The organism is Nocardioides sp. SLBN-35 (genome assembly GCF_006715725.1).
Classification (GTDB): Bacteria; Actinomycetota; Actinomycetes; order Propionibacteriales; family Nocardioidaceae; genus Nocardioides.
Genome location: NZ_VFNU01000001.1, coordinates 3,902,110 through 3,920,033 on the forward strand (window position 1 = coordinate 3,902,110; position 17,924 = coordinate 3,920,033).

Consider the following 17,924-nt stretch of genomic DNA (forward strand, 5'->3'; position numbering starts at 1 on the left):
CCTCCTGCTCGAGTTCGGGCACTTTAGCAAGCACTTGCTTGGTTAATGAAGGGCTTTGCGAATCCGTCTCGGTGGGCAGCCCCGTCGACCTTTCCGGTGTGCGGGAGCACGACGGGCCCGGAACGGCCCGGAACGGCAGGCTGCGCGCGTGCACACCTCGCGAACCGCCACCTACGAGCACCTGCTGGCCCCCGGGACGATCGGACCGATGCGCCTCGCCAACCGTGTCGTCATGCCCGCGATGGACATGAACCTGTGCCACGACGGCGTCATCGACGAGGGCGACATCGCCCACTACGTCGCCCGCGCAACGGGCGGCACCGGCCTGATCATCACCTCCGCCGCCGCCGTCGCCTACCCCGTCGGCGCCACCAGCCGCAAGGAGCCCGGCCTCTCCGACGACCGGTTCGTCCCCGGGCTGGCCGCGCTCGCCGACGCGGTCCACGCCGCCGGCGCGAAGCTCTGCGTCCAGGCCACGCACCACGGCAAGATCGCCAAGGTCGACACCGCAGACGGACGGCCCCTCTTCGTGCCCTCGATGCCCGTCGGCGAGCGGGACCTGTCCGCGTTGCGCGACAACACCCCGACCGAGCTCGGCGCCATGGCCACCGCCGTCTCCGAGGGCAAGACGCCGAGCTTCCACGAGGCGACCGCGGAGGACATCGCCTGGCTGGTGGGGCAGTTCGCTGCCGCGGCCCGGCGCGTGCAGCAGGCCGGCGCCGACGCGATCGAGATCCACTGCGCCCACGGGTACGTGCTCGGCAGCTTCCTCAGCCGGGCCGACAACCGACGTACCGACGACTGGGGCGGCTCCCTCGAGAACCGGGCCCGCCTCGCCTGCGACGTCATCCGGGCCGTGCGCGCCGAGGTCGGCGACGGGCTGGCGATCCTGGTGCGCGTCGCCGGCAAGGAGTACGGCGAGGAGGGCGCCCTCACGACCGAGGAGGCCGTCGCGGCGTCGCGGCTGTTCGAGGCCGCCGGCGCCGACGCCATCCACGTGACCGGGTGGGCCCGCAACCCCTTCCGCGACTTCACCGACGGCCCGCTGCCGAACCAGGTGGGCGCGTACGCCGACCTGGCGCGCGCCGTGAAGGAAGCCGTGTCGATCCCGGTGATCGCCGTCGGCCGCGTGCTGCCGGCGCTCGGTGAGGAGCTGATCGCCAGCGGTGGCGCGGACTTCGTGGCGATGGGGCGCCAGCTGCTGGCCGATCCCGACCTGGTCGGCAAGCTCCGCGACGGGCGCGCGGCGTCGGTGCGTCCCTGCATCAACTGCTACGTGTGCGTCGAGCAGAACTTCTGGGACGGCGTACCCGTGTGCGCGGTGAACCCCGCGCTCGGCAACGAGACGCTGCTCCCCTTCCCCACCGTCACCACGCGGCGCCACGTCGTGGTCGTCGGCGGTGGCCCCGGCGGCCTGGAGGCGGCGCGGGTCGCCGCCGAGCGCGGGCACAGGGTCACCCTCGTCGAGAAGGGCGACCGGCTGGGCGGCTCGGCCTGGTTCTCCCAGCTCACCACGCCCGCCAACGGTCCTCTGCTGGAGTGGCTGCAGCACGAGGTCGAGCGGCTCGGGGTCGACGTGCGCCTCGGCCACTGCGTCGACGCCGACGCGGTCGTCGCCCTCTCCCCCGACGCGGTGGTGCTGGCCACCGGCGCGCACCGCGGCCTGCCACCCGTGGCAGGCGCCGAGCTCCCCCACGTCCACACCGGCGACACGCTGCGCGGTCTGATCACCGGCGAGGGCGGATCCGGGAGCCGCACCCTGCGCCTGCTCGGTGCCGCCGGGCGGATGAGCGGCCTGACCCGCGACCCCGAGCGGATCCGCGACCTCACCCGCAAGGTGCTCCCGATCGGCAGGGATGTCGTCGTGATCGGCGGCTCGCTGGTCGGCCTCGAGCTCGCCGAGTTCCTCGCCGAGCGCCGCAAGAGCGTCACCGTCCTCGAGCACGGTGCCCAGGCCGGCCTGCCGATGGCGATCCCGCGACGCTGGACCGCCGTACGCAGGGCCACCGAGCACGGGGTCACCGTCCACCGCGACGCCGAGGTCGTTGAGATCACCCCGTCCGAGGTGCATTACCGGGTCGGCGACGAGCTGGCCCGCATCCCCGCGGACCTGGTCGTGGTCGCGTCGTACGTCGAGGCCGGCGCCCCGCTCGCCGACGACCTGCGCGCCCGCGGCCTGGACGTGCACGTCGTCGGCGACGCCGGCGAGGTCGGCTACATCCAGGGCGCCATCCACTCGGCCTGGCGCGCGGCCCGGTCCCTCTAGCGACCCGGCAGAAAGTAGCCCGGAAAGGACGCCGACCCGGCTCGAACTGTCTCGCCGAACCTGCCGACCCGGCCGAAGGTGACGCTCTGAGCGCTACTTTCTGCCGGGTCGGCGCGATTTCGGAGCCATTTCGAGCCGGGTCAGCCGAAGAAGGCCTGCCCGCCGTCGAGCGGGATCGTGGCGCCGGTGAGGTAGCGCAGGTCGCTGCTCACGAGGGCGACGACGGCGCGGCCGATGTCGTCCTCGCAGTCGCCGATCCGGCCCGCCGGGATCGCGGCGACGAACTCGGCCGCCTCCTCGGGGTTGTTCTCGGTCCAGCGCTTCAAGCCGGGCGAGAGGGCGTGCGGGGCGATGCTGTTGGCACGGATGCCGTCACGCGCCCACTCGACCGCCGCCGTACGGGTCAGGGAGCGCACGGCCTGCTTGGCGGCGGCGTAGACGCCGTACGTCGTCGGGTCCCAGCGCACCATCGCGGAGGTGACCAGGTTGACGATGTGGCCGCCGCCGCGGGCCACGAAGTGCGGGTGGCAGGCCTTCATGAAGGCCAGGGTGGCGAACGGGCCGGAGGCGAAGCTGCGCTCGACGGCGTCGTCGTCGATGGTGAGCAGCGGGCCGTAGGCGCCGGAGTAGGCGTTGTTGACGAGGATGTCGACGCCGCCCATGGTCGCGACGACCTCGGCCACCGTCGCCGGGATGGTGGCGGTCTCGATGATGTCACAGACGAACGGCTCCGCCTTCACCCCACGCTCGCGCAGCAGCGCGCAGGTCGTCTCGAGCTTGGCGGCGGTCCGGCCGACCACCGCGATGTCAGCGCCCTCGGTGGCGAGCGCCAGCGCGATGCCCTGTCCGACGCCCTGGCCGGCTCCCGTCACCAGTGCGACCTGTCCGGTCAGCGAACCCATTCCAGCCTCCTCGATCACGGACCGCACGGCGCGGTCCCGCGGTCATAGTGGTGGGCTGGGACCGATCCCCCGGCGCACGTTCCTGCTGAGCGGAATCAGCCGAAGACCGCGCGGCCGGCGGTGATCGCCGGGCCACGCTCCGTGGCGACCTCGAGCGCGCCGTCGGACCAGCCGCGTACGACGAGCGGCTCCCCCGGGAACACCGGAGACGCGAAGCGGCCCTCCAGCTGGGTCAGGTCGGCGGGGTGTACGCCGGTCTCCCGCGCGGCGACGAGGGTCGCGGCCGCGAGGGTCGCCAGGCCGTGCAGGATCGGCCGGGGCTGGTCGATCCGGGCCGCGGCGACGGGGTCGACATGGATGTGGTGCCGGTCGCCGAGCAGCCGGTAGAGCAGCGCGGCGTTGTCCGCCGTCGTGGTCCCCGCGGTCCAGGCCGGGTCGCCCTCGGGTGCGGCCGGACGGCCCGCGCCACGCTCGCCGCCGAAGCCGCCACGCCCCGGCGCGAACAGCGACCACGTGGCGATGAAGAAGTCGCTCTCGACCGCGAGGTCGTAGACCGCCGCCGCGCCCTTGTCCCACACCCCGGTGACCCGCGCAGCCATGGTCAGCTCGCCGCTCGCCGGCAGCGGCTCGAGGACGGTGAGCGACTGGGCGCCGTGCAGCGCCGTACCGACCTCCCAGGCGCCGGCCGCGCCCAGCACGTCCGGCGCCCACTGCGCGAGGGTGAGCGCGAAGCCGGGCAGCACTCGCAGCCGGTCCTCGAAGACCAGGTCCAGGTCGTCGGCCCGGGCGCCGACGGCGAGCGCGAACAGGATCGGGTCGCGGTCGGTCCAGGCCACGGTGCGCTCGCCGACGGTCAGGCCGAGCCAGTCGCCGGCGGGTGCGCCGTCGGCAGGAAGGGTGCTCATGGCCGGAACCTACGCAGTGCCGTCGCGGCCGGCTCCCGCCGCGACCGATGAGCGGGAGTGCCGCTCGCGGGCGGGCGGTCCCGCTCCCTATCGTCACGGCGGCCGACAGGGCAGGACCAACCGAAGGAGCAATCGTGGGCAACACCGACCTCACCGGTCGTACCGCCATCGTGACCGGCGCCGGTGCCGGGCTGGGCCGTGCCGAGGCACTGGCACTCGCCGCCCAGGGCGCGAACGTCGTCGTCAACGACATGGGCGACGCCGCCGACCAGGTCGTCGCGGAGATCGAGGTGCTCGGCAGGAAGGCGATCGCCGTCAAGGGCGACGTGGGCACGTGGGCCATGGGCGAGCAGCTCGTCGACGCCGCGGTCGACACCTTCGGCAGCCTCGACGTCGTCGTCAACAACGCCGGCATCACTCGCGACACCATGCTCTTCAACATGACCGAGCAGCAGTGGGACGACGTGATCCGGGTCCATCTCAAGGGCCACGCCGCCGTCTCCCGCGCGGCCGCCGGCTACTTCCGCTCGGCGTCGAAGAGCGCCGGCGGGCCGGTGTTCGGCCGGGTCGTGAACACCGCGTCCGAGGCGTTCCTCTTCGGGGCCCCCGGGCAGTCCAACTACGCCGCCGCCAAGGCCGGCATCGTCGCCCTCACCCTCTCGACCTCGCGCGGCCTGGAGCGGTACGGCGTCACCGCCAACGCGATCTGCCCCCGCGCCCGCACCGAGATGACCGCCCAGGTCTTCGCCGAGGATCCCGACGCCCGGCGGCTCGACATCCTCGCGCCGGAGCGCGTCGCGTCCTTCGTCGGCTACCTCGCCTCCCCCGCTGCTGCTGCGATCAGCGGCCAGGTCTTCGTCGTGTACGGCGACATGGTCGCGCTGATGGCAGCGCCCACCGTCGAGAACAAGTTCGTCGCCGCCGACGGCACGTTCAGCGTCGACGAGCTCGATGCCCGGCTGACGCCGTACTTCGAGGGACGTTCGCGCTCGCGCACCTACGCCGCGTTCGGGGTTGCGAACCTGGACACCACCGGGGTCGAGACCCTCAACGGCTGATGTGGGATCGGCACAGGGGCCTCAGGCGACCGCGGTGACCAGCACCGCGACGGCCGAGGCGACGAGCGTGCCGATGACCAGCGGACGCAGCCGGGCGGGCGGGACCCGGTGGAAGATGCCGTCGCCGAGGCGCCACCCGAGTGGCAGTCCGGCGACGCCACCGAGCGCGAGTGCCAGCACGTCGAGGTCGACGTGGCCGAGGACCACGAAGGCCGCCACGGCGACGACGTCCTGCCCGGCGAAGACGGCCTGCAAGGTGGCCCGGTAGCGCCGCGGCTCCCGGTCGACGAGCGCCATCACCAGGGGCGGCCCGTTCATCCCGGTCGAGGTGAGCAGTCCCCCGCTGATGACACCGACGACCGGCAGGCCGCGGCGGCCGACCCGGAGCCCGGCGGCCAGCAGCGCGACCATCACCAGCATCGCCACGGCGATGCCGGCCGACAGCGGTCCCTCGTCCGCGACGGCGAGCAGCACCAGCCCGACGGGCATGCCGGCGAGGCCGGCGATCGTCAGCACGGCGGCATCACGCCGGTCGACGTACTCCCGCTCCCGCACCGCGACGCCTGCCGTCAACACCAGGCTGACCACGGTCGCGGCGACCACCGCCCGAGCCGGGTCGGTGACCAGAAGCAGGCCGGGTACGGCGGCCAGCGCGGACCCGAAGCCGGTCACCGCCTGGACCAGCGCGGCCACCACGAACACCGCGACCGCCACGGCGGCGAGGACGACCAGCTCCACCGACGCAGGCTATCGACGCGGGCTCAGCCGGCGAGGGGCGCGTGCCGCACCCAGGGGGCAGCGCGCTCGAGCTGGCCGGCGAGCGACAGCAGCAGCGGCTCACCGCCGAGGTCGGTGAAGAAGTGCGCGCCGAGCGGGAGGCCGTCGGGGTCGAGTCCGGCGGGAACCGACATCGCCGAGCCACCGGTGACGTTGACGAGGCTGGTGAAGCCGGCCATGGCGGGCGCGACGGTGTACATGACCTCGGGCTTGGTGGTGTCGAGGACACCGAGCTCGGGCGTGCGCATGCACAGCGTCGGGGTGAGCACGGCGTCCAGGTCCGCGAAGAGCCGCGCGGTCGCGAAGCCCACGTGCTCGAAGCCCTCGAGGGCGCGCAGCAGGTCGGCCAGCGGCATCGCCGAGTAGCGGTCGTACATCATCCGCGTGAAGGGCTCGATGTCGTCGTCGCGGAGCTCGCGGCCGAGGGCGGCGAGCCGGTCGTCGACGTGGGCGACCAGGTTGGCGCCCATCGTCATCCCCGACCAGCGGGCGAAGTCCGGGTAGCCGACAGGCAGGGACACCTCGACGACGTCGTGGCCGAGGTCGGTCAGCAGGTCAGCGGTACGACGCACCGCGGCCACCCCGGCCGGGTCGACGTCGGGACCGTCGGGGACCGCCGTCGCCAGTCCGATCCTGAGTCTTCCGGGCGCGCGGTCGACGCAGGCGAGGTAGCCCCCGGCCGGCGGCGTGGGCCCGTACGACGCCTGACCCGGCACGCGGCCCGCGGAGACGTCGAGCAGCAGCGCGCTGTCGCGGACGGTCGTCGTCAACGCACCGTGGACGCTGGTGGGGCCGGCGAGCGTGGACGGGTACGGCGCCCCGGGGATCAGCCCGCGGCTCGGCTTGAGCCCGAACAGGCCGCACGCCGCGGCGGGGATCCGGATCGATCCGCCGCCGTCGTTGCCGTGCGCCACCGGCACCAGGCCGGCGGCCACGGCGGCAGCGGACCCGCCGCTGGATCCCCCGGTGGAGTGCCCGAGTGACCACGGGTTGTGGCAGGGACCGTGCAGCAGCGGCTCGGTGCTGCCGTTCTTGCCCAGCTCGGGGGTGTTCGTGGTGCCGAGTACGACCATGCCGGCAGCCTTCCAGCGGCGCACCAGCTCACTGTCCTCGGTCTTCACGTCGTCGGCGAAGAGCCGGCTGCCGCCGGTCGTCGGCAATCCGGCGACATCGGCGGCGAGCGACTTGATGACCACCGGCACGCCGGTCAGCGGTCCGTCGGGCAGGCCGGCGTCCACCTCGGTGAGGGCCTCGTCGAACCGGGTGCCGATCATCGCGTTGAGCTGCGGGTCGAGCTTCTCGATGCGACGGATGCTCTCCTCGACCACCTCGCGGGGGCTGGTCTCGCCGCTGCGGATCGCAGCGGCGGTGGCGATGGCGTCGGGAAGGGCGCTGCTCACGGGGTCACTCCTCGACGATCGGGTGATGGCAGGCGACGTACTGCCCGGGACGGACCTCGCGCAGCTCCGGCTCCTCCGCGGCACAGCGCTCGGTGGCGAGTGGGCAGCGGGTGCGGAACCGGCAGCCCGAGGGCGGGCTCAGCGGCGAGGGCAGCTCGGTGGCGGCGGCCGACGCGCTCAGCTCGCGGTCGCCGGCGCCGGGGATCGAGGCGAGCAGCATCTGTGTGTAGGGGTGGGCCGCGTCCTGCTCGATCCGGTCCGACGGGATGACCTCGCAGGTCTTGCCGAGGTAGAGCACCATCACCCGGTCGCTGATGTTCTTGACCACCGACACGTCGTGGGCGATGAAGACCATGCTCAGGTCGTAGCGCTCCTTGGTGCGCTCGAGCAGGTTGAGGATCTGGGCCTGGACCGACACGTCGAGTGCGGAGACCGGCTCGTCGCAGATGAGGACCTCGGGGTTCATCATCAGCGCCCGGGCGATGCAGACCCGCTGGCACTGGCCGCCGGACAGCTCGTGCGGGCGGCGGTCCCAGACCACGTCGGGGTCGAGGCCGACGGCGGAGAGGGTCTCGCGGACGAGGTCCTCCTTCTCCTGCTTGGTGCCCTCGAAGCCCCAGATCGCCAGGCCCTCGGTGACCAGGTCCTTGACCTTGCGGCGCGGGTTCAGCGACGACGTGGGGTCCTGCATGATCATCTGCATCCGTGAGCGCGCCTTGCGCAACGGCCGCGAGGTGAGGCCGGTCAGCTCCCGCTCGCCGAGCCGGACGGTGCCGGACGTCGGCGACGGCAGCTGCATGACCGCGCGGCCGGCCGTCGACTTGCCGCAGCCGGACTCGCCGAGGATGCCGAGGGTCTCCCCCGGCAGCAGGTCGAGGCTCAGGCCCGAGACGGCGTGCACCTTCTGCCCGCGGCCGACCGGGAACTCGACGACCATGTCGTCGACGGTGAGCACCGGCTCCTGCTCCGGGCGCAGGTGGGCGGTTCCGCTTCCGGCCATCAGCTGATCTCCTCTGCGAGGGCGGCCCGGGGCGCGTCTCCGGCGGTCCCGGTGTCGACGTCGGGCAGCGGGAAGTGGCAGGCCGCGACGTGGGAGGTACGACGCATGCCGATCTCCAGCAGCTCCGGCTGCTCGGCGGTGCAACGGTCCTGCACGTAGGGGCAGCGCGGCGCGAACCGGCAGCCCTCCGGCGGGTTCGCCATGTTGGGCGGCGAGCCGACGATCGCGCGCAGCGTGGTGTGCGGCGGGTCGGACAGGCGCGGGATCGAGGCCAGCAGGCCCTCGGTGTAGGGGTGGCGCGGTCCCTCGAAGACCTCGGCGGTGCTGGAGCGCTCGACCACGCGCCCGGCGTACATCACCTGGACCCGGTCGGTGCGGCCGGCGACGGCACCGAGGTCGTGGCTGATCAGGATGGTCGCCATCTGCCGGCTCTCGGCCAGCGAGGTGAGGAGGTCGAGGATCTGCTTCTGCACGGTGACGTCGAGGGCCGTGGTGGGCTCGTCGGCGATGAGCAGCTTCGGGTCGCAGCACAGCGCCATCGCGATGACGACGCGCTGTCGCATGCCGCCCGAGAGCTCGTGGGGGAACTGGCTCATCCGCCGCGCCGGCTCGGGGATCCCGACCTGACGCAGCAGATCGATCGCCCGCTCCGCAGCGGCCTTCTTGTCCAGGCCCAGGTGCAGGCGCAGGGCCTCGGTGATGTGGGTGCCGACCCGCTTGACCGGGTTGAGCGATGTCATCGGGTCCTGGAACACCATCGCGACCTCGGAGCCCCACAGCCTGCGGCGCTCCTTGGCGCTGATCGCGTGGACGTCCTGGCCGGCGATGCGCACGGTGCCGTGGACCTGCGTGGTGTGTCCGGTCGTGATCAGGCCCATGATGGTGCGGCCGAGGACGGACTTGCCCGAGCCGGACTCCCCGACGATGCCCAGCGTCTCGCCGGCGCGCAGGCTGAGCGAGACGCCGTCGACGGCGCGGACCACGCCGCGGGCGGTCTGGAACTCGGTTCGGACGTCCTCGACCTCGAGAACGGTCTGGTCGCTCACAGCTTCGCACTCCTCGGGTCCCAGCGCTTCTGGGCCTTCTCGCCCAGCAGGTTGAACGAGAACACGGTCAGGAACAGGAAGACGCCGGGCACCAGCACGATGTGCGGGTGCTCCTGCATGGTGCTGCCCTCCGCCTCCGAGATCATGTTTCCCCACGTCGGCTCGGGCGCCTGGACGCCGAAGCCGAGGAAGCTGAGCGATGCCTCGGCCACGATGAGCACCGAGATCATCACGACCATCATCGAGAAGATCGGCAGCACGACGTTGGGCACCAGCTCGCGCCACATGATCCGCAGCTTGGTCGCACCCATCGCCCGAGCGGCGAGGACGAACTCGCGCTGCGCGAAGGCGATCGTGTTGGCCCGGGCCAGGCGGATCATGCTCGGGATGGTGAGCAGGGCCAGGGCCAGGGCGACGTTGCGCAGCTTGGGCTCGAGGACCGTGGCCAGCGCGATCAGCAGCACCAGCGGCGGGACCGCCAGCAGGGCGTTGGTGAAGATGCCGATCACGCTGTCGACGCCCGAGCGCAGGAAGCCCGCGACGACACCGATGCTGCCACCGACGACGGTGCCGATCGCGACCGCGGACAGGGCGATGACGAGCGAGGTCCGGGCGCCGTAGATCGAGCGGGACAGCATGTCCAGCCCGTAGTTGTTGGTGCCGAGCGGGTACTCCGAGAGCAGCTCCGGCGACTGGTAGATCGGCGCGTCGAGCGCCTTCACGACGTCGACGTGCTCGCCGAGCGGCAGCACCGGGGCGAGCAGGGCGACCAGCGCCAGCAGCACCAGCCAGCCGCAGCACAGCCACAGCAGGATGTCCGGCCGGCCGCCACGCACCGCCCACACCACCCGGGACAGGCCCTGGGCGAGCACGATGACGCCGGCCAGGAAGAGCACGGCCTTCACGAACAGCAGCAGCGGAGCGCTCCACCCGACGACCAGCAGCGCGAGGCCGGCGAGCACCATCCCGGCGCCGAGGCCACCGAGGCTTCGGGCCGAGAGCTTCGACCCGACGGGGTTCTTCCTAGGCATGAGCACGGCGGGTCCTTGGGTCGAGGTAGCCATAGGAGAGGTCGATCCCGGCGTTGATGACGACGTAGATCGCGGCGATGAGGAGCACCGCCCCCTGCACCATCGGGAAGTCGCCGTTGTTGGCGGACTTGATGACCAGGCTGCCCATCCCGGGCAGTGCGAAGAGGTACTCCACGATCACGGTGCTGCCGATCAGCCGGCCCATGCTGATGCCGAGCAGGGTGACCAGCGAGAACGACGAGGGCCGCAGCGCGTCGCGCAGCAGGATCCGCAACGGCGGCATGCCCTTGGCGCGCGCCGCGAGGATGTAGTCCTCGTGCAGGGTCACCAGCAGGTCGTTGCGCAGCACCCGGGTGAACAGCGCCAGCTCCATCAGCGCGATCGTCAGCGCCGGCAGGAACGCGTGGTAGAGGTTGTCGAGCGGGCTGTCCCCGAACCGCACCCACTGGGCGCGGGGGAACCAGCCCAGGCCGTTGGCGAAGATGGCGATCAGCAGCAGACCGCCCAGGAACGACGGCACCGAGAGGATCGCGAACATCGAGGCGCCGATGGCCCGGTCGACCAGGCCGCCCTCGTGCGAGGCGCTCCACATCGCGAGCGGGATCGCCAGCACCAGCGCCATCAGCAGGCCCAGGCCGGCGAGCTCGACACTGACCGGCAGTGCCGAGAGGACGCGGTGGACGACGTCGCTGTTGGGCGGCACCAGGGAGCGGCCCAGGTCGCCGGTCAGGGCGTTGCCGAGCCAGTCGACGTACCGGGCGAACACATTGCCGTCCAGGCCGAGCTCGGTGCGCTTGGCCGCGTACTCCGCGGGCGTGTGGCCCTCGCCGAGCACGGCGACCGCCGGGTCGCCCGGCATCAGCGACACCATCATGAACACGCCGAAGCTGACCAGCAGCAGGACGGCGACCAGCTCGCCGAGCCGCAGCACCAGGCGGCGGCTCACCGGGTCACCCCCGGGCCGGCCGCCCCGGCCGGCATCGGATCGAAGGACATCCGCTCGCATCCCTTCAGACGGTGTCGGGGAGCGTTCTCCCCCAGGACGTCGGGTAGCGTAGGTCGCCGGCTGTGGCGGGCGACACAGATCCTCCCGCTCACCGGGAGGCCCCCTGGCCGGGCCGCGCCAGGTGCTTGTCGATGAACAGTCCCTCGGCCCGTACGAGCACCTCGTCGCCGGCCGTGATGGTGCCGTGGGTCCAGATCTTGCGGCCCTCCACGCGCTCCTGCCGGCCGCGTACGACGAGGTCGGTGTGCAGCGGGACCGGCCGCTCGTAGCGCAGGGTCAGGGTGCCGGTCATGCCCGAGGTGCCGGCATGCGCGTTGGCCACGCCGAGGGTGTGGTCGAGCAGCAGGGCGCTGATCCCGCCGTGCACGCATCCCGGCGGTCCCTCGTAGGCGATGCCGAGGTTGACCGGGCCGGCGACCGAGCCGCCAGGCTCGGCGGACAGCACGAGGGGTGGCGCGATGGCGTTCTCGGGTCCGGTCACCGGGTCGTGCCGGGTCACGCCCTCCCCCGACCACATGTCGACCATGCGGTCGGCGAGCTCGGGCGCGAGGTCCTCGACCTCACCGGCCATCGCGGTCAGCCGCCGGGCCAGGTCGTCGAGGTCGAGGTCGACCCGGCCGCCGGCGGCGAGGAGCGCGGCGGCGAGACGTCGTACGGCGGCCACCGCGGTGTCGATGCCCGAGTCGTCCGGGCGGGCGGTCAGCTCGGTGAGCCCGGTCGTGGTCATGGGGCGACCTCCGCGACGCCGTGGCTGAGCACCGGCCGGTCGCCGCGCTCGGGGCAGTACGACGCCAGGATGAGCCGGTCGCCGTCACGCCACACCGAGGTGCGGATGGTCTCGCCGGGCACCAGGGTCCCGGCGAAGCGGACCGCGATGCCGCGCAGCCGGGTGGCATCGCCGTCGAGGAGCCCGTCGACGAGCGTCTTCGCGACGATTCCGTACGACGCGAGGCCGTGCAGGATCGGCCGGTCGAAGCCGGCGGACGCGGCGAAGGCCGGGTCGGCGTGCAGCGGGTTGAGGTCGCCGTTGAGGCGGTAGAGCAGCGCCTGTCCCGGCGTCGTGGGGCTGTCGAGCACGTGGTCCGGCGCCCGGTCGGGGGCGCGCCAGGTCGTGTCCGGCCCCGGCTCGCCGCCGAAGCCGCCCTCGCCGCGGGCCCAGACCTGCATCTGCGCGGTCCACAGCGGGCCGTCGGCGTCGCTGACCCGGTGCTCGAGCACGACCACGGCGGCCTTGCCCTTGTCCCGGACGTCGGCGACGCGGGTGCTCAGCTCGGCGGTGCCGGCGGCCGGGATCGGCCGGTGCACGGTGAGCGCCTGGCCGCCGTGCAGGATCCGGCGCAGGTCCACGTCGATGCCCGGCATCCGCATCGCCGGGGCACCCGGCTCGTCGCCGGCCGAGATCGTCCTGCCGGCGACGACCGCGAAGGTCGGCAGCACCTGGAGACCTCGCTCGTCCACCCCGTGCTCGAAGGTCCAGGCCAGCTCGGGGTCGACGTCCGCGTGCTGCCCGGCACCGAGCGAGAGGTGGTAGAGCAGCACGTCGCGCCGGGTCCAGGAGATGGTGCGGACCGCCGGCGGTGCGGCGAGTGCGGTGGCGACGTCGATCGGCATCGGGTCCCCGCTCAGTAGTGCCCGGCCGGGCGAAGCGTCGCCTCGGCCCCACCGTCGACGTAGATCACCTGTCCGGTGACGTGGCTGTTGGCCTCGCTCACCAGCCACGCGAGCAGCTCCGCCGGGGCCTGCGGCTCGGCGTAGCCGTTGAGCGGCATCGGGACCGCCGCGTCCATCACGGCGCGCATCTTCGGGTCGTCCATGAGCCCGGCGCTCATCGGCGTGAGGATGACGCCGGGTGCGATCACGTTGAGCGGTACGCCCGCGTCGGCCCACCCGGGCGCGACGCAGGTGGTGCGGGCCCAGCGCGCGAGGGCCGCCTTGGTGGACGGGTAGATCCGGGTCGGCGCGCCCTCGTCGACCAGGGCCGCTGCGCGGTCGGTGGCGGCCGTCGTACGGCCGGCGAGGAGGTGGTCGACCAGCTCGGGGTCGTTGGGCTGGGTGCCGGAGATCGAGCCGACCACGGCCACCCGGCCGGCCTCGGAGGCAGCCAGCGCCGGCTGCAGCCCGGCCACGAGCTCGACGGTGCCGAAGTAGTTGACCTCGACCATCAGCGGGCTCGGGACCGAGGTGCCGGCGCAGGTCACCAGCGCGTCGAGGACGCCGTCGCAGCGCTCGGTGATGCCGGCGACGGCGGCGGCGCGGCCCTCGGCGGTCGCGAGGTCGACGACGAGGTCCGCGTCGACCCGGTCGACGGTGATGACGCGGTCGCCGCGGGACGCGAGGATCCTCGTGAGCGCGGCGCCGATCCCGGAGGCGGAACCGGTGACGGCGATGGTGCGGGACATGGATTCCTCCGTGCTGGGTCTGGTTCTGGGTCTGGGTCTGTCGGGGTGATCAGATGTGGGAGCCGCCGTCGACCCGCAGGTCGAGGCCGGTGAGGTACGACGCGTCGGGCGAGGCCGCGAACGCGATCGCGGACGCGATCTGCTCGGGGCGCGCCGGGCCGAGGGGCGAGCGGATCCGGTCGAACGCGCTCAGGTCGAGGCCCGGCTCCACGGCGACCGAGCGGGTGAGCGGGGTGTCGACCGTGCCCGGGGAGACCGGGACGACCCGGATCCCGCGGCCGACCAGCTCGGCGGCCAGGCTCAGCGAGAAGCCGAGCACGGCGCCCTTCGACGCGGAGTACGCCGACATGTAGGGGTTGCCGTGGGCCGCGGACGTCGAGGCGACGTTGACGATCACTCCGGCGCCGTCGGGCAGCAGCGGCACGACCTCGCGGCAGAAGACCGCCGTACCGACCAGGTTGATCTCGAACAGGTCGCGCAGGTCGGCGACCGACAGGGACGTGATCGGCGTGGTGCGGTGGGCGCCGGCGACGTTGACGAGGACCTCGACGCTTCGCTCGCGCATGTCGCGCCGCCCGGACCGTGGCGACCACCGCTGCCTCGTCGGTCACGTCGACGACGGCGGTCACGACCCGGCCGGTCCCGACCGACGTCGCGACCGTGTCGGCGAGACCGGCCGCGTCGCGGTCGACGGCGAACACCGCCGCCCCCTCGGCGACCAGGCGCACGACCGTCGACTGGCCGATGCCCGACGCCGCACCGGTGACGATGACGTTGGTGCCGCTGAACCTCTGCATGGCCCGGACCCTAGGGACGATCGCGTCCCGGGGCCCCCGCGATCACCGGTCAGTGGGAGTGCGCGGCGCTCAGTCGTCGAGGGGGCGCAGCAGCAGTGCGCAGGCGGCCCGGATGTCGTCCTCGGCGTCCTCGACCGAGAACCGGCCGTTGAGCAGGGAGACCAGGGTTCCGAACCAGCAGGAGATGATCAGCCGGACCTGGCGTTCGCCCTCCTCGCTCACCTCGCTCATCCCCGCTGCCCGCTGGACGATCCGCGCGAAGCGCACGTCGTCGAAGGCCGACTCCTGCGAGCCCATCGCGTAGGCCTGGCTGTTGGCCTGGATCATCGCCAGCGAGAGCTTCGGCATCCGGACCATCTCGCGGCTGATCCGGATCAGCAGGTCGGCCACCCCGGCGACCGGATCGGCCACCGCGGCTCCGTCGGGCCCCTGGTCGTACTCCCCCACCCGCCAGCGCATGACCGAGCTGAACAGGTCGACCTTCGACGGGAAGTAGCGGTAGAGCGTGGCGATCGCGACGTTCGCCTGCCTGGCGACGTCGTTCATCTGGACGTGGTCGAGGCCGTGCTCGGCGCCGAGCTTGGCCGCGGCCCGCAGGATCCGCTGGTAGCGGTCCTTCTGGACGTTCGAGCTGGGCTTGGCCGCGGGCCGGCCTTCGGCGATCCGTGGCACTGCTGACTCCCTCCGGTGGCTGCGTCCCGATGGTCGGACCAGACGGGGGCGATCGGTTCGCATGCTACCGGTCAGTGGGACCGTGGACCGGTTGATCGGACCTGTCGACCGGGCGCGCTCCTTCCGGTGAGTGGGACCGACGGCACCGGCCGTCGTACGGCGCCGGTCAGACTCGCCAGACCAGACATCCGCGCCCGGCGTCCTCCACCGGCACGCACCGGCGCGACGAATCCTCGAGGGGAGATCCGCACATGACCGCAGTCGGAGACGAGGTCCGCCACATCGAGTCGGGTCCGCCGCCCACCCGCTTCGCCCGCGGCTGGCACTGCCTGGGACTGGTCCGCGACTTCGACGACGGGAAGCCGCACCAGATCAACGCCTTCGGCCAGAAGCTCGTGGTGTTCGCCGGCGAGGACGGCGCGATCAACGTGCTCGACGCCTACTGCCGGCACATGGGCGGTGACCTGTCGCAGGGCGAGGTCAAGGGCAACGAGATCGCCTGCCCGTTCCACGACTGGCGCTGGGGTGGCGACGGCCGCTGCAAGCAGATCCCCTACGCCCGCCGCGTCCCGCTGCGCGCGCGCACCGCCGCGTGGCCGACGATGACCCAGGACGGCATGCTCTTCGTCTGGAACGACCCGGAGGGCAACCCTCCGACCGAGGACGCGGTCATCCCGCGCATCGAGGGCTACGACAACCCCGAATGGACCGACTGGGTCTGGTACACGACGAGGATCGAGGGCTCGAACTGCCGCGAGATCGTCGACAACGTCGTGGACATGGCGCACTTCTTCTACGTGCACTTCACCTTCCCGACGTACTTCAAGAACATCTTCGAGGGCTCGGTCGCCACCCAGCTGATGACGGGCACCGGCCGTGAGGACGTCGCCCGCCCGCAGAACAGCGGCGACGGCCCGAAGAGCACGGGGACGACGTCGACCGCGGCGTACTACGGGCCGTCGTTCATGATCGACGACGTCACCTACCACTACAGCGACGGCAACGACATGCCCACGACGCTGATCAACTGCCACTACCCGATCGACGCGAACTCGTTCGTGCTGCAGTACGGGATCATGACGAAGAAGCCGGCCGGCGTCGAGGACGAGGCGGCCACCGCCACCGCCCGCAGGCTGGGCGACTTCATCCGGATCGGCTTCGAGCAGGACGTCCAGATCTGGCGCAACAAGGCACGCATCGAGAACCCGCTGCTGTGCGAGGAGGACGGGCCGGTCTACCAGCTGCGACGGTGGTACGAGCAGTTCTACGTCGACGCCGACCAGGTCACCCCGGAGATGGTCGAGCGCTTCGAGTTCGAGATCGACACCACCAAGCCCAACGAGGCCTGGCGGGCCGAGGTCGAGGAGAACCTCGCCAAGCGCGCAGCCGCCTCCGGCCAGCCGGTCTGATGGCGGTCCGGCCCGACGTCCGGCTCGACGACGCCCCCATGCAGCCCGTCACCTGCGGGACCTGCGGGGCGCTCGTCGCGGCCCGGAAGAGCTCGTGGGACCAGACCAGCATCCAGTGGAACGACGCGGCGCTCGCCGCGTGCATGGAGCGCCGGGCCTCGTCCCCGCGCCCCGGTCCCAACGGCGCCACCTTCACCGGCTGCGCCGCGCTGCGTGACGCGATCCGGGAGGCCGCCGTACGCGGCGACCTGGACGTCGTGGACGCCGCACCGCTCAGGACCAATCCTTCCCACCACGACCAGCACGACCACCACGACCACCACGACACGGAGGTGCACGCCTGATGGGCGTCGACCTGGAACGCCACGGCCCCTGGGCCGTCATCGCCGGCGGCTCGGAGGGCGTCGGCGCGTCCTTCGCCCGCCAGCTCGCCGAGACGGGCCTCAACCTCGTCCTGCTGGCCCGCAAGCCCGGCCCGCTGGAGGAGACCGCGACCGCGTGCCGTGAGCTCGGCGTCGACGTACGGACCCTCGCGGTGGACCTCACCGACCCCGACGCGATCAAGCAGGTCGCCGAGGTGACCGACGACCTCGAGGTCGGGCTGCTGGTCTTCAACGCCGGCGCCAACACCTACGGCCACGAGTTCGTCACCGGCGACCTCGACCGCTTCCAGGGCGTGATCGACCTCAACGTCACCGCCCAGCTCGCCCTCGTCCAGCACTTCGGCGCCCCGATGCGCGAGCGGCGCCGCGGCGGCATCCTGCTGATCGGCTCCCTGGCCGGCTACATGGGCTCGGCCCAGATCAGCATCTACGCCGCGGTGAAGTCCTTCTGCCGGGTCTTCGCCGAGGGCCTGTGGCTGGAGATGCAGGAGTACGACGTCGACGTGCTCGAGTTCGTCCTCGGCGTCACCCGCACCCCCGCCATGGAGCGCGCCGGCCTGAACTTCGACATCCCCGGCATGCACGTCTCCGAGCCCGACGACGTCGCCCGCCAGGCCCTCTCCCTGCTCCAGGACGGCCCGGTCCAGGTCGCCGAGGGCAACGAGAGGGTCGCCGAGATCCGCAGCGGCCACGACCGCTCCGCCCTCGTCCGCGACGCCCTCGCGAAGTCCAGGAAGCTGCTGCCTGCCGCCTCTGACTAGCGCGACCCGGCTCGAACTTGCTCCTGATTCGCGCCGACCCGGCGAAAAGTGGGTCGGGTTGTCGGCCGACCCGGCACAAAGTGGGTCGGGTTGTCGGCCGACCCGGCACAAA

General features: G+C 72.4%; 18 protein-coding genes and 1 pseudogene. 5 read left to right on the plus strand and 14 right to left on the minus strand.

The genetic code is table 11. The features are described from left to right. Nucleotides 1-148: 148 nt before the first annotated feature. A complete protein-coding gene (locus FBY23_RS18820; RefSeq protein ID WP_141799541.1) occupies nucleotides 149-2,266 on the plus strand; it encodes an FAD-dependent oxidoreductase in 2,118 nt (705 codons plus the stop codon). Between the two features lie 140 nt (nucleotides 2,267-2,406). Here FBY23_RS18820 and FBY23_RS18825 read toward each other — a convergent pair whose 3' ends face one another. Together FBY23_RS18825 and FBY23_RS18830 are read right to left on the minus strand one after the other, a co-directional pair. Then, nucleotides 2,407-3,168, minus strand: a complete 762-nt coding sequence (locus FBY23_RS18825; RefSeq protein ID WP_141799542.1) for an SDR family NAD(P)-dependent oxidoreductase — start codon at nucleotides 3,166-3,168, stop codon at nucleotides 2,407-2,409. Nucleotides 3,169-3,263: 95 nt separating this feature from the next. Then, the gene (locus tag FBY23_RS18830) at nucleotides 3,264-4,073 is read right to left on the minus strand and encodes a MaoC/PaaZ C-terminal domain-containing protein (protein ID WP_141799543.1); all 810 of its coding nucleotides are present in this window, start codon (nucleotides 4,071-4,073) and stop codon (nucleotides 3,264-3,266) included. A 134-nt stretch (nucleotides 4,074-4,207) separates the two neighbouring features. Between FBY23_RS18830 and FBY23_RS18835 the strand changes: the two genes are divergently transcribed. Beyond that, nucleotides 4,208-5,131: a 3-oxoacyl-ACP reductase gene (locus tag FBY23_RS18835; protein ID WP_141799544.1), complete on the plus strand. Its 924-nt coding sequence runs from the start codon at nucleotides 4,208-4,210 to the stop codon at nucleotides 5,129-5,131. Nucleotides 5,132-5,152: 21 nt separating this feature from the next. Here the strand turns inward: FBY23_RS18835 and FBY23_RS18840 are convergent, their stop codons facing one another. The 12 genes and pseudogenes from FBY23_RS18840 to FBY23_RS18890 form a co-directional block, all read right to left on the minus strand. After that, complete coding sequence (locus FBY23_RS18840; protein ID WP_141799545.1) at nucleotides 5,153-5,869, minus strand: sulfite exporter TauE/SafE family protein; 717 nt, start codon at nucleotides 5,867-5,869, stop codon at nucleotides 5,153-5,155. Nucleotides 5,870-5,892: 23 nt separating this feature from the next. Next, entirely contained in the window at nucleotides 5,893-7,308 is a 1,416-nt protein-coding gene (locus FBY23_RS18845; protein WP_141799546.1) for an amidase, read from the minus strand. 4 nt (nucleotides 7,309-7,312) lie between these two features. Beyond that, on the minus strand, nucleotides 7,313-8,308 hold the full coding sequence (locus FBY23_RS18850) for an ABC transporter ATP-binding protein (RefSeq protein ID WP_141799547.1): 996 nt from the start codon (nucleotides 8,306-8,308) through the stop codon (nucleotides 7,313-7,315). Beyond that, entirely contained in the window at nucleotides 8,308-9,354 is a 1,047-nt protein-coding gene (locus FBY23_RS18855) for an ABC transporter ATP-binding protein (RefSeq protein WP_141799548.1), read from the minus strand. The genes FBY23_RS18850 and FBY23_RS18855 overlap by 1 nt, the downstream gene beginning before the upstream one ends. Then, complete coding sequence (locus FBY23_RS18860; protein WP_260806592.1) at nucleotides 9,351-10,385, minus strand: ABC transporter permease; 1,035 nt, start codon at nucleotides 10,383-10,385, stop codon at nucleotides 9,351-9,353. The genes FBY23_RS18855 and FBY23_RS18860 overlap by 4 nt, the downstream gene beginning before the upstream one ends. Beyond that, nucleotides 10,378-11,331, minus strand: coding sequence for an ABC transporter permease (locus FBY23_RS18865; RefSeq protein ID WP_222117872.1), 954 nt, complete (start codon nucleotides 11,329-11,331; stop codon nucleotides 10,378-10,380). The genes FBY23_RS18860 and FBY23_RS18865 overlap by 8 nt, the downstream gene beginning before the upstream one ends. 148 nt (nucleotides 11,332-11,479) lie before the next feature. Continuing rightward, nucleotides 11,480-12,118 (minus strand): PaaI family thioesterase, encoded by a 639-nt coding sequence (locus FBY23_RS18870; protein WP_141799551.1) that lies wholly within the window; start codon nucleotides 12,116-12,118, stop codon nucleotides 11,480-11,482. Then, nucleotides 12,115-13,002, minus strand: a complete 888-nt coding sequence (locus FBY23_RS18875) for a MaoC/PaaZ C-terminal domain-containing protein (RefSeq protein ID WP_141799552.1) — start codon at nucleotides 13,000-13,002, stop codon at nucleotides 12,115-12,117. The genes FBY23_RS18870 and FBY23_RS18875 overlap by 4 nt, the downstream gene beginning before the upstream one ends. Nucleotides 13,003-13,013: 11 nt before the next feature. Next, on the minus strand, nucleotides 13,014-13,790 hold the full coding sequence (locus FBY23_RS18880; protein ID WP_141799553.1) for an SDR family oxidoreductase: 777 nt from the start codon (nucleotides 13,788-13,790) through the stop codon (nucleotides 13,014-13,016). A 49-nt stretch (nucleotides 13,791-13,839) separates the two neighbouring features. Beyond that, nucleotides 13,840-14,355, minus strand: a complete 516-nt coding sequence (locus tag FBY23_RS18885; protein WP_222117873.1) for an SDR family NAD(P)-dependent oxidoreductase — start codon at nucleotides 14,353-14,355, stop codon at nucleotides 13,840-13,842. A gap of 13 nt (nucleotides 14,356-14,368) precedes the next feature. Further along, nucleotides 14,369-14,587 (minus strand): annotated as a pseudogene (locus FBY23_RS26950) (SDR family NAD(P)-dependent oxidoreductase); the annotation flags it as partial. Between the two features lie 69 nt (nucleotides 14,588-14,656). Further along, on the minus strand, nucleotides 14,657-15,259 hold the full coding sequence (locus FBY23_RS18890; protein ID WP_160158289.1) for a TetR family transcriptional regulator: 603 nt from the start codon (nucleotides 15,257-15,259) through the stop codon (nucleotides 14,657-14,659). A gap of 251 nt (nucleotides 15,260-15,510) precedes the next feature. Between FBY23_RS18890 and FBY23_RS18895 the strand changes: the two genes are divergently transcribed. The 3 genes from FBY23_RS18895 to FBY23_RS18905 are packed head-to-tail and all read left to right on the plus strand — an operon-like array spanning nucleotide 15,511 to nucleotide 17,812. After that, the gene (locus FBY23_RS18895; RefSeq protein ID WP_141799555.1) at nucleotides 15,511-16,668 is read left to right on the plus strand and encodes a Rieske 2Fe-2S domain-containing protein; all 1,158 of its coding nucleotides are present in this window, start codon (nucleotides 15,511-15,513) and stop codon (nucleotides 16,666-16,668) included. Continuing rightward, entirely contained in the window at nucleotides 16,668-17,012 is a 345-nt protein-coding gene (locus FBY23_RS18900) for a hypothetical protein (RefSeq protein WP_222117874.1), read from the plus strand. The genes FBY23_RS18895 and FBY23_RS18900 overlap by 1 nt, the downstream gene beginning before the upstream one ends. Next, nucleotides 17,012-17,812, plus strand: a complete 801-nt coding sequence (locus FBY23_RS18905) for an SDR family oxidoreductase (RefSeq protein WP_141799556.1) — start codon at nucleotides 17,012-17,014, stop codon at nucleotides 17,810-17,812. Before FBY23_RS18900 ends, FBY23_RS18905 begins: the two co-directional genes overlap by 1 nt. Nucleotides 17,813-17,924: the final 112 nt, after the last annotated feature.

Excerpts from the sequence above, each read along its gene's own strand:
- FBY23_RS18900 (WP_222117874.1), top strand. The coding sequence starts at position 16,668 with ATGGCGGTCCGGCCCGACGTCCGGCTCGACGACGCCCCCATGCAGCCC.
- FBY23_RS18880 (WP_141799553.1), bottom strand. The coding sequence starts at position 13,790 with ATGTCCCGCACCATCGCCGTCACCGGTTCCGCCTCCGGGATCGGCGCC.
- FBY23_RS18825 (WP_141799542.1), bottom strand. The coding sequence starts at position 3,168 with ATGGGTTCGCTGACCGGACAGGTCGCACTGGTGACGGGAGCCGGCCAG.
- FBY23_RS18875 (WP_141799552.1), bottom strand. The coding sequence starts at position 13,002 with ATGCCGATCGACGTCGCCACCGCACTCGCCGCACCGCCGGCGGTCCGC.
- FBY23_RS18870 (WP_141799551.1), bottom strand. The coding sequence starts at position 12,118 with ATGACCACGACCGGGCTCACCGAGCTGACCGCCCGCCCGGACGACTCG.
- FBY23_RS18830 (WP_141799543.1), bottom strand. The coding sequence starts at position 4,073 with ATGAGCACCCTTCCTGCCGACGGCGCACCCGCCGGCGACTGGCTCGGC.
- FBY23_RS18905 (WP_141799556.1), top strand. The coding sequence starts at position 17,012 with ATGGGCGTCGACCTGGAACGCCACGGCCCCTGGGCCGTCATCGCCGGC.
- FBY23_RS18850 (WP_141799547.1), bottom strand. The coding sequence starts at position 8,308 with ATGGCCGGAAGCGGAACCGCCCACCTGCGCCCGGAGCAGGAGCCGGTG.
- FBY23_RS18860 (WP_260806592.1), bottom strand. The coding sequence starts at position 10,385 with ATGCCTAGGAAGAACCCCGTCGGGTCGAAGCTCTCGGCCCGAAGCCTC.
- FBY23_RS18885 (WP_222117873.1), bottom strand. The coding sequence starts at position 14,355 with ATGCGCGAGCGAAGCGTCGAGGTCCTCGTCAACGTCGCCGGCGCCCAC.
- FBY23_RS18895 (WP_141799555.1), top strand. The coding sequence starts at position 15,511 with ATGACCGCAGTCGGAGACGAGGTCCGCCACATCGAGTCGGGTCCGCCG.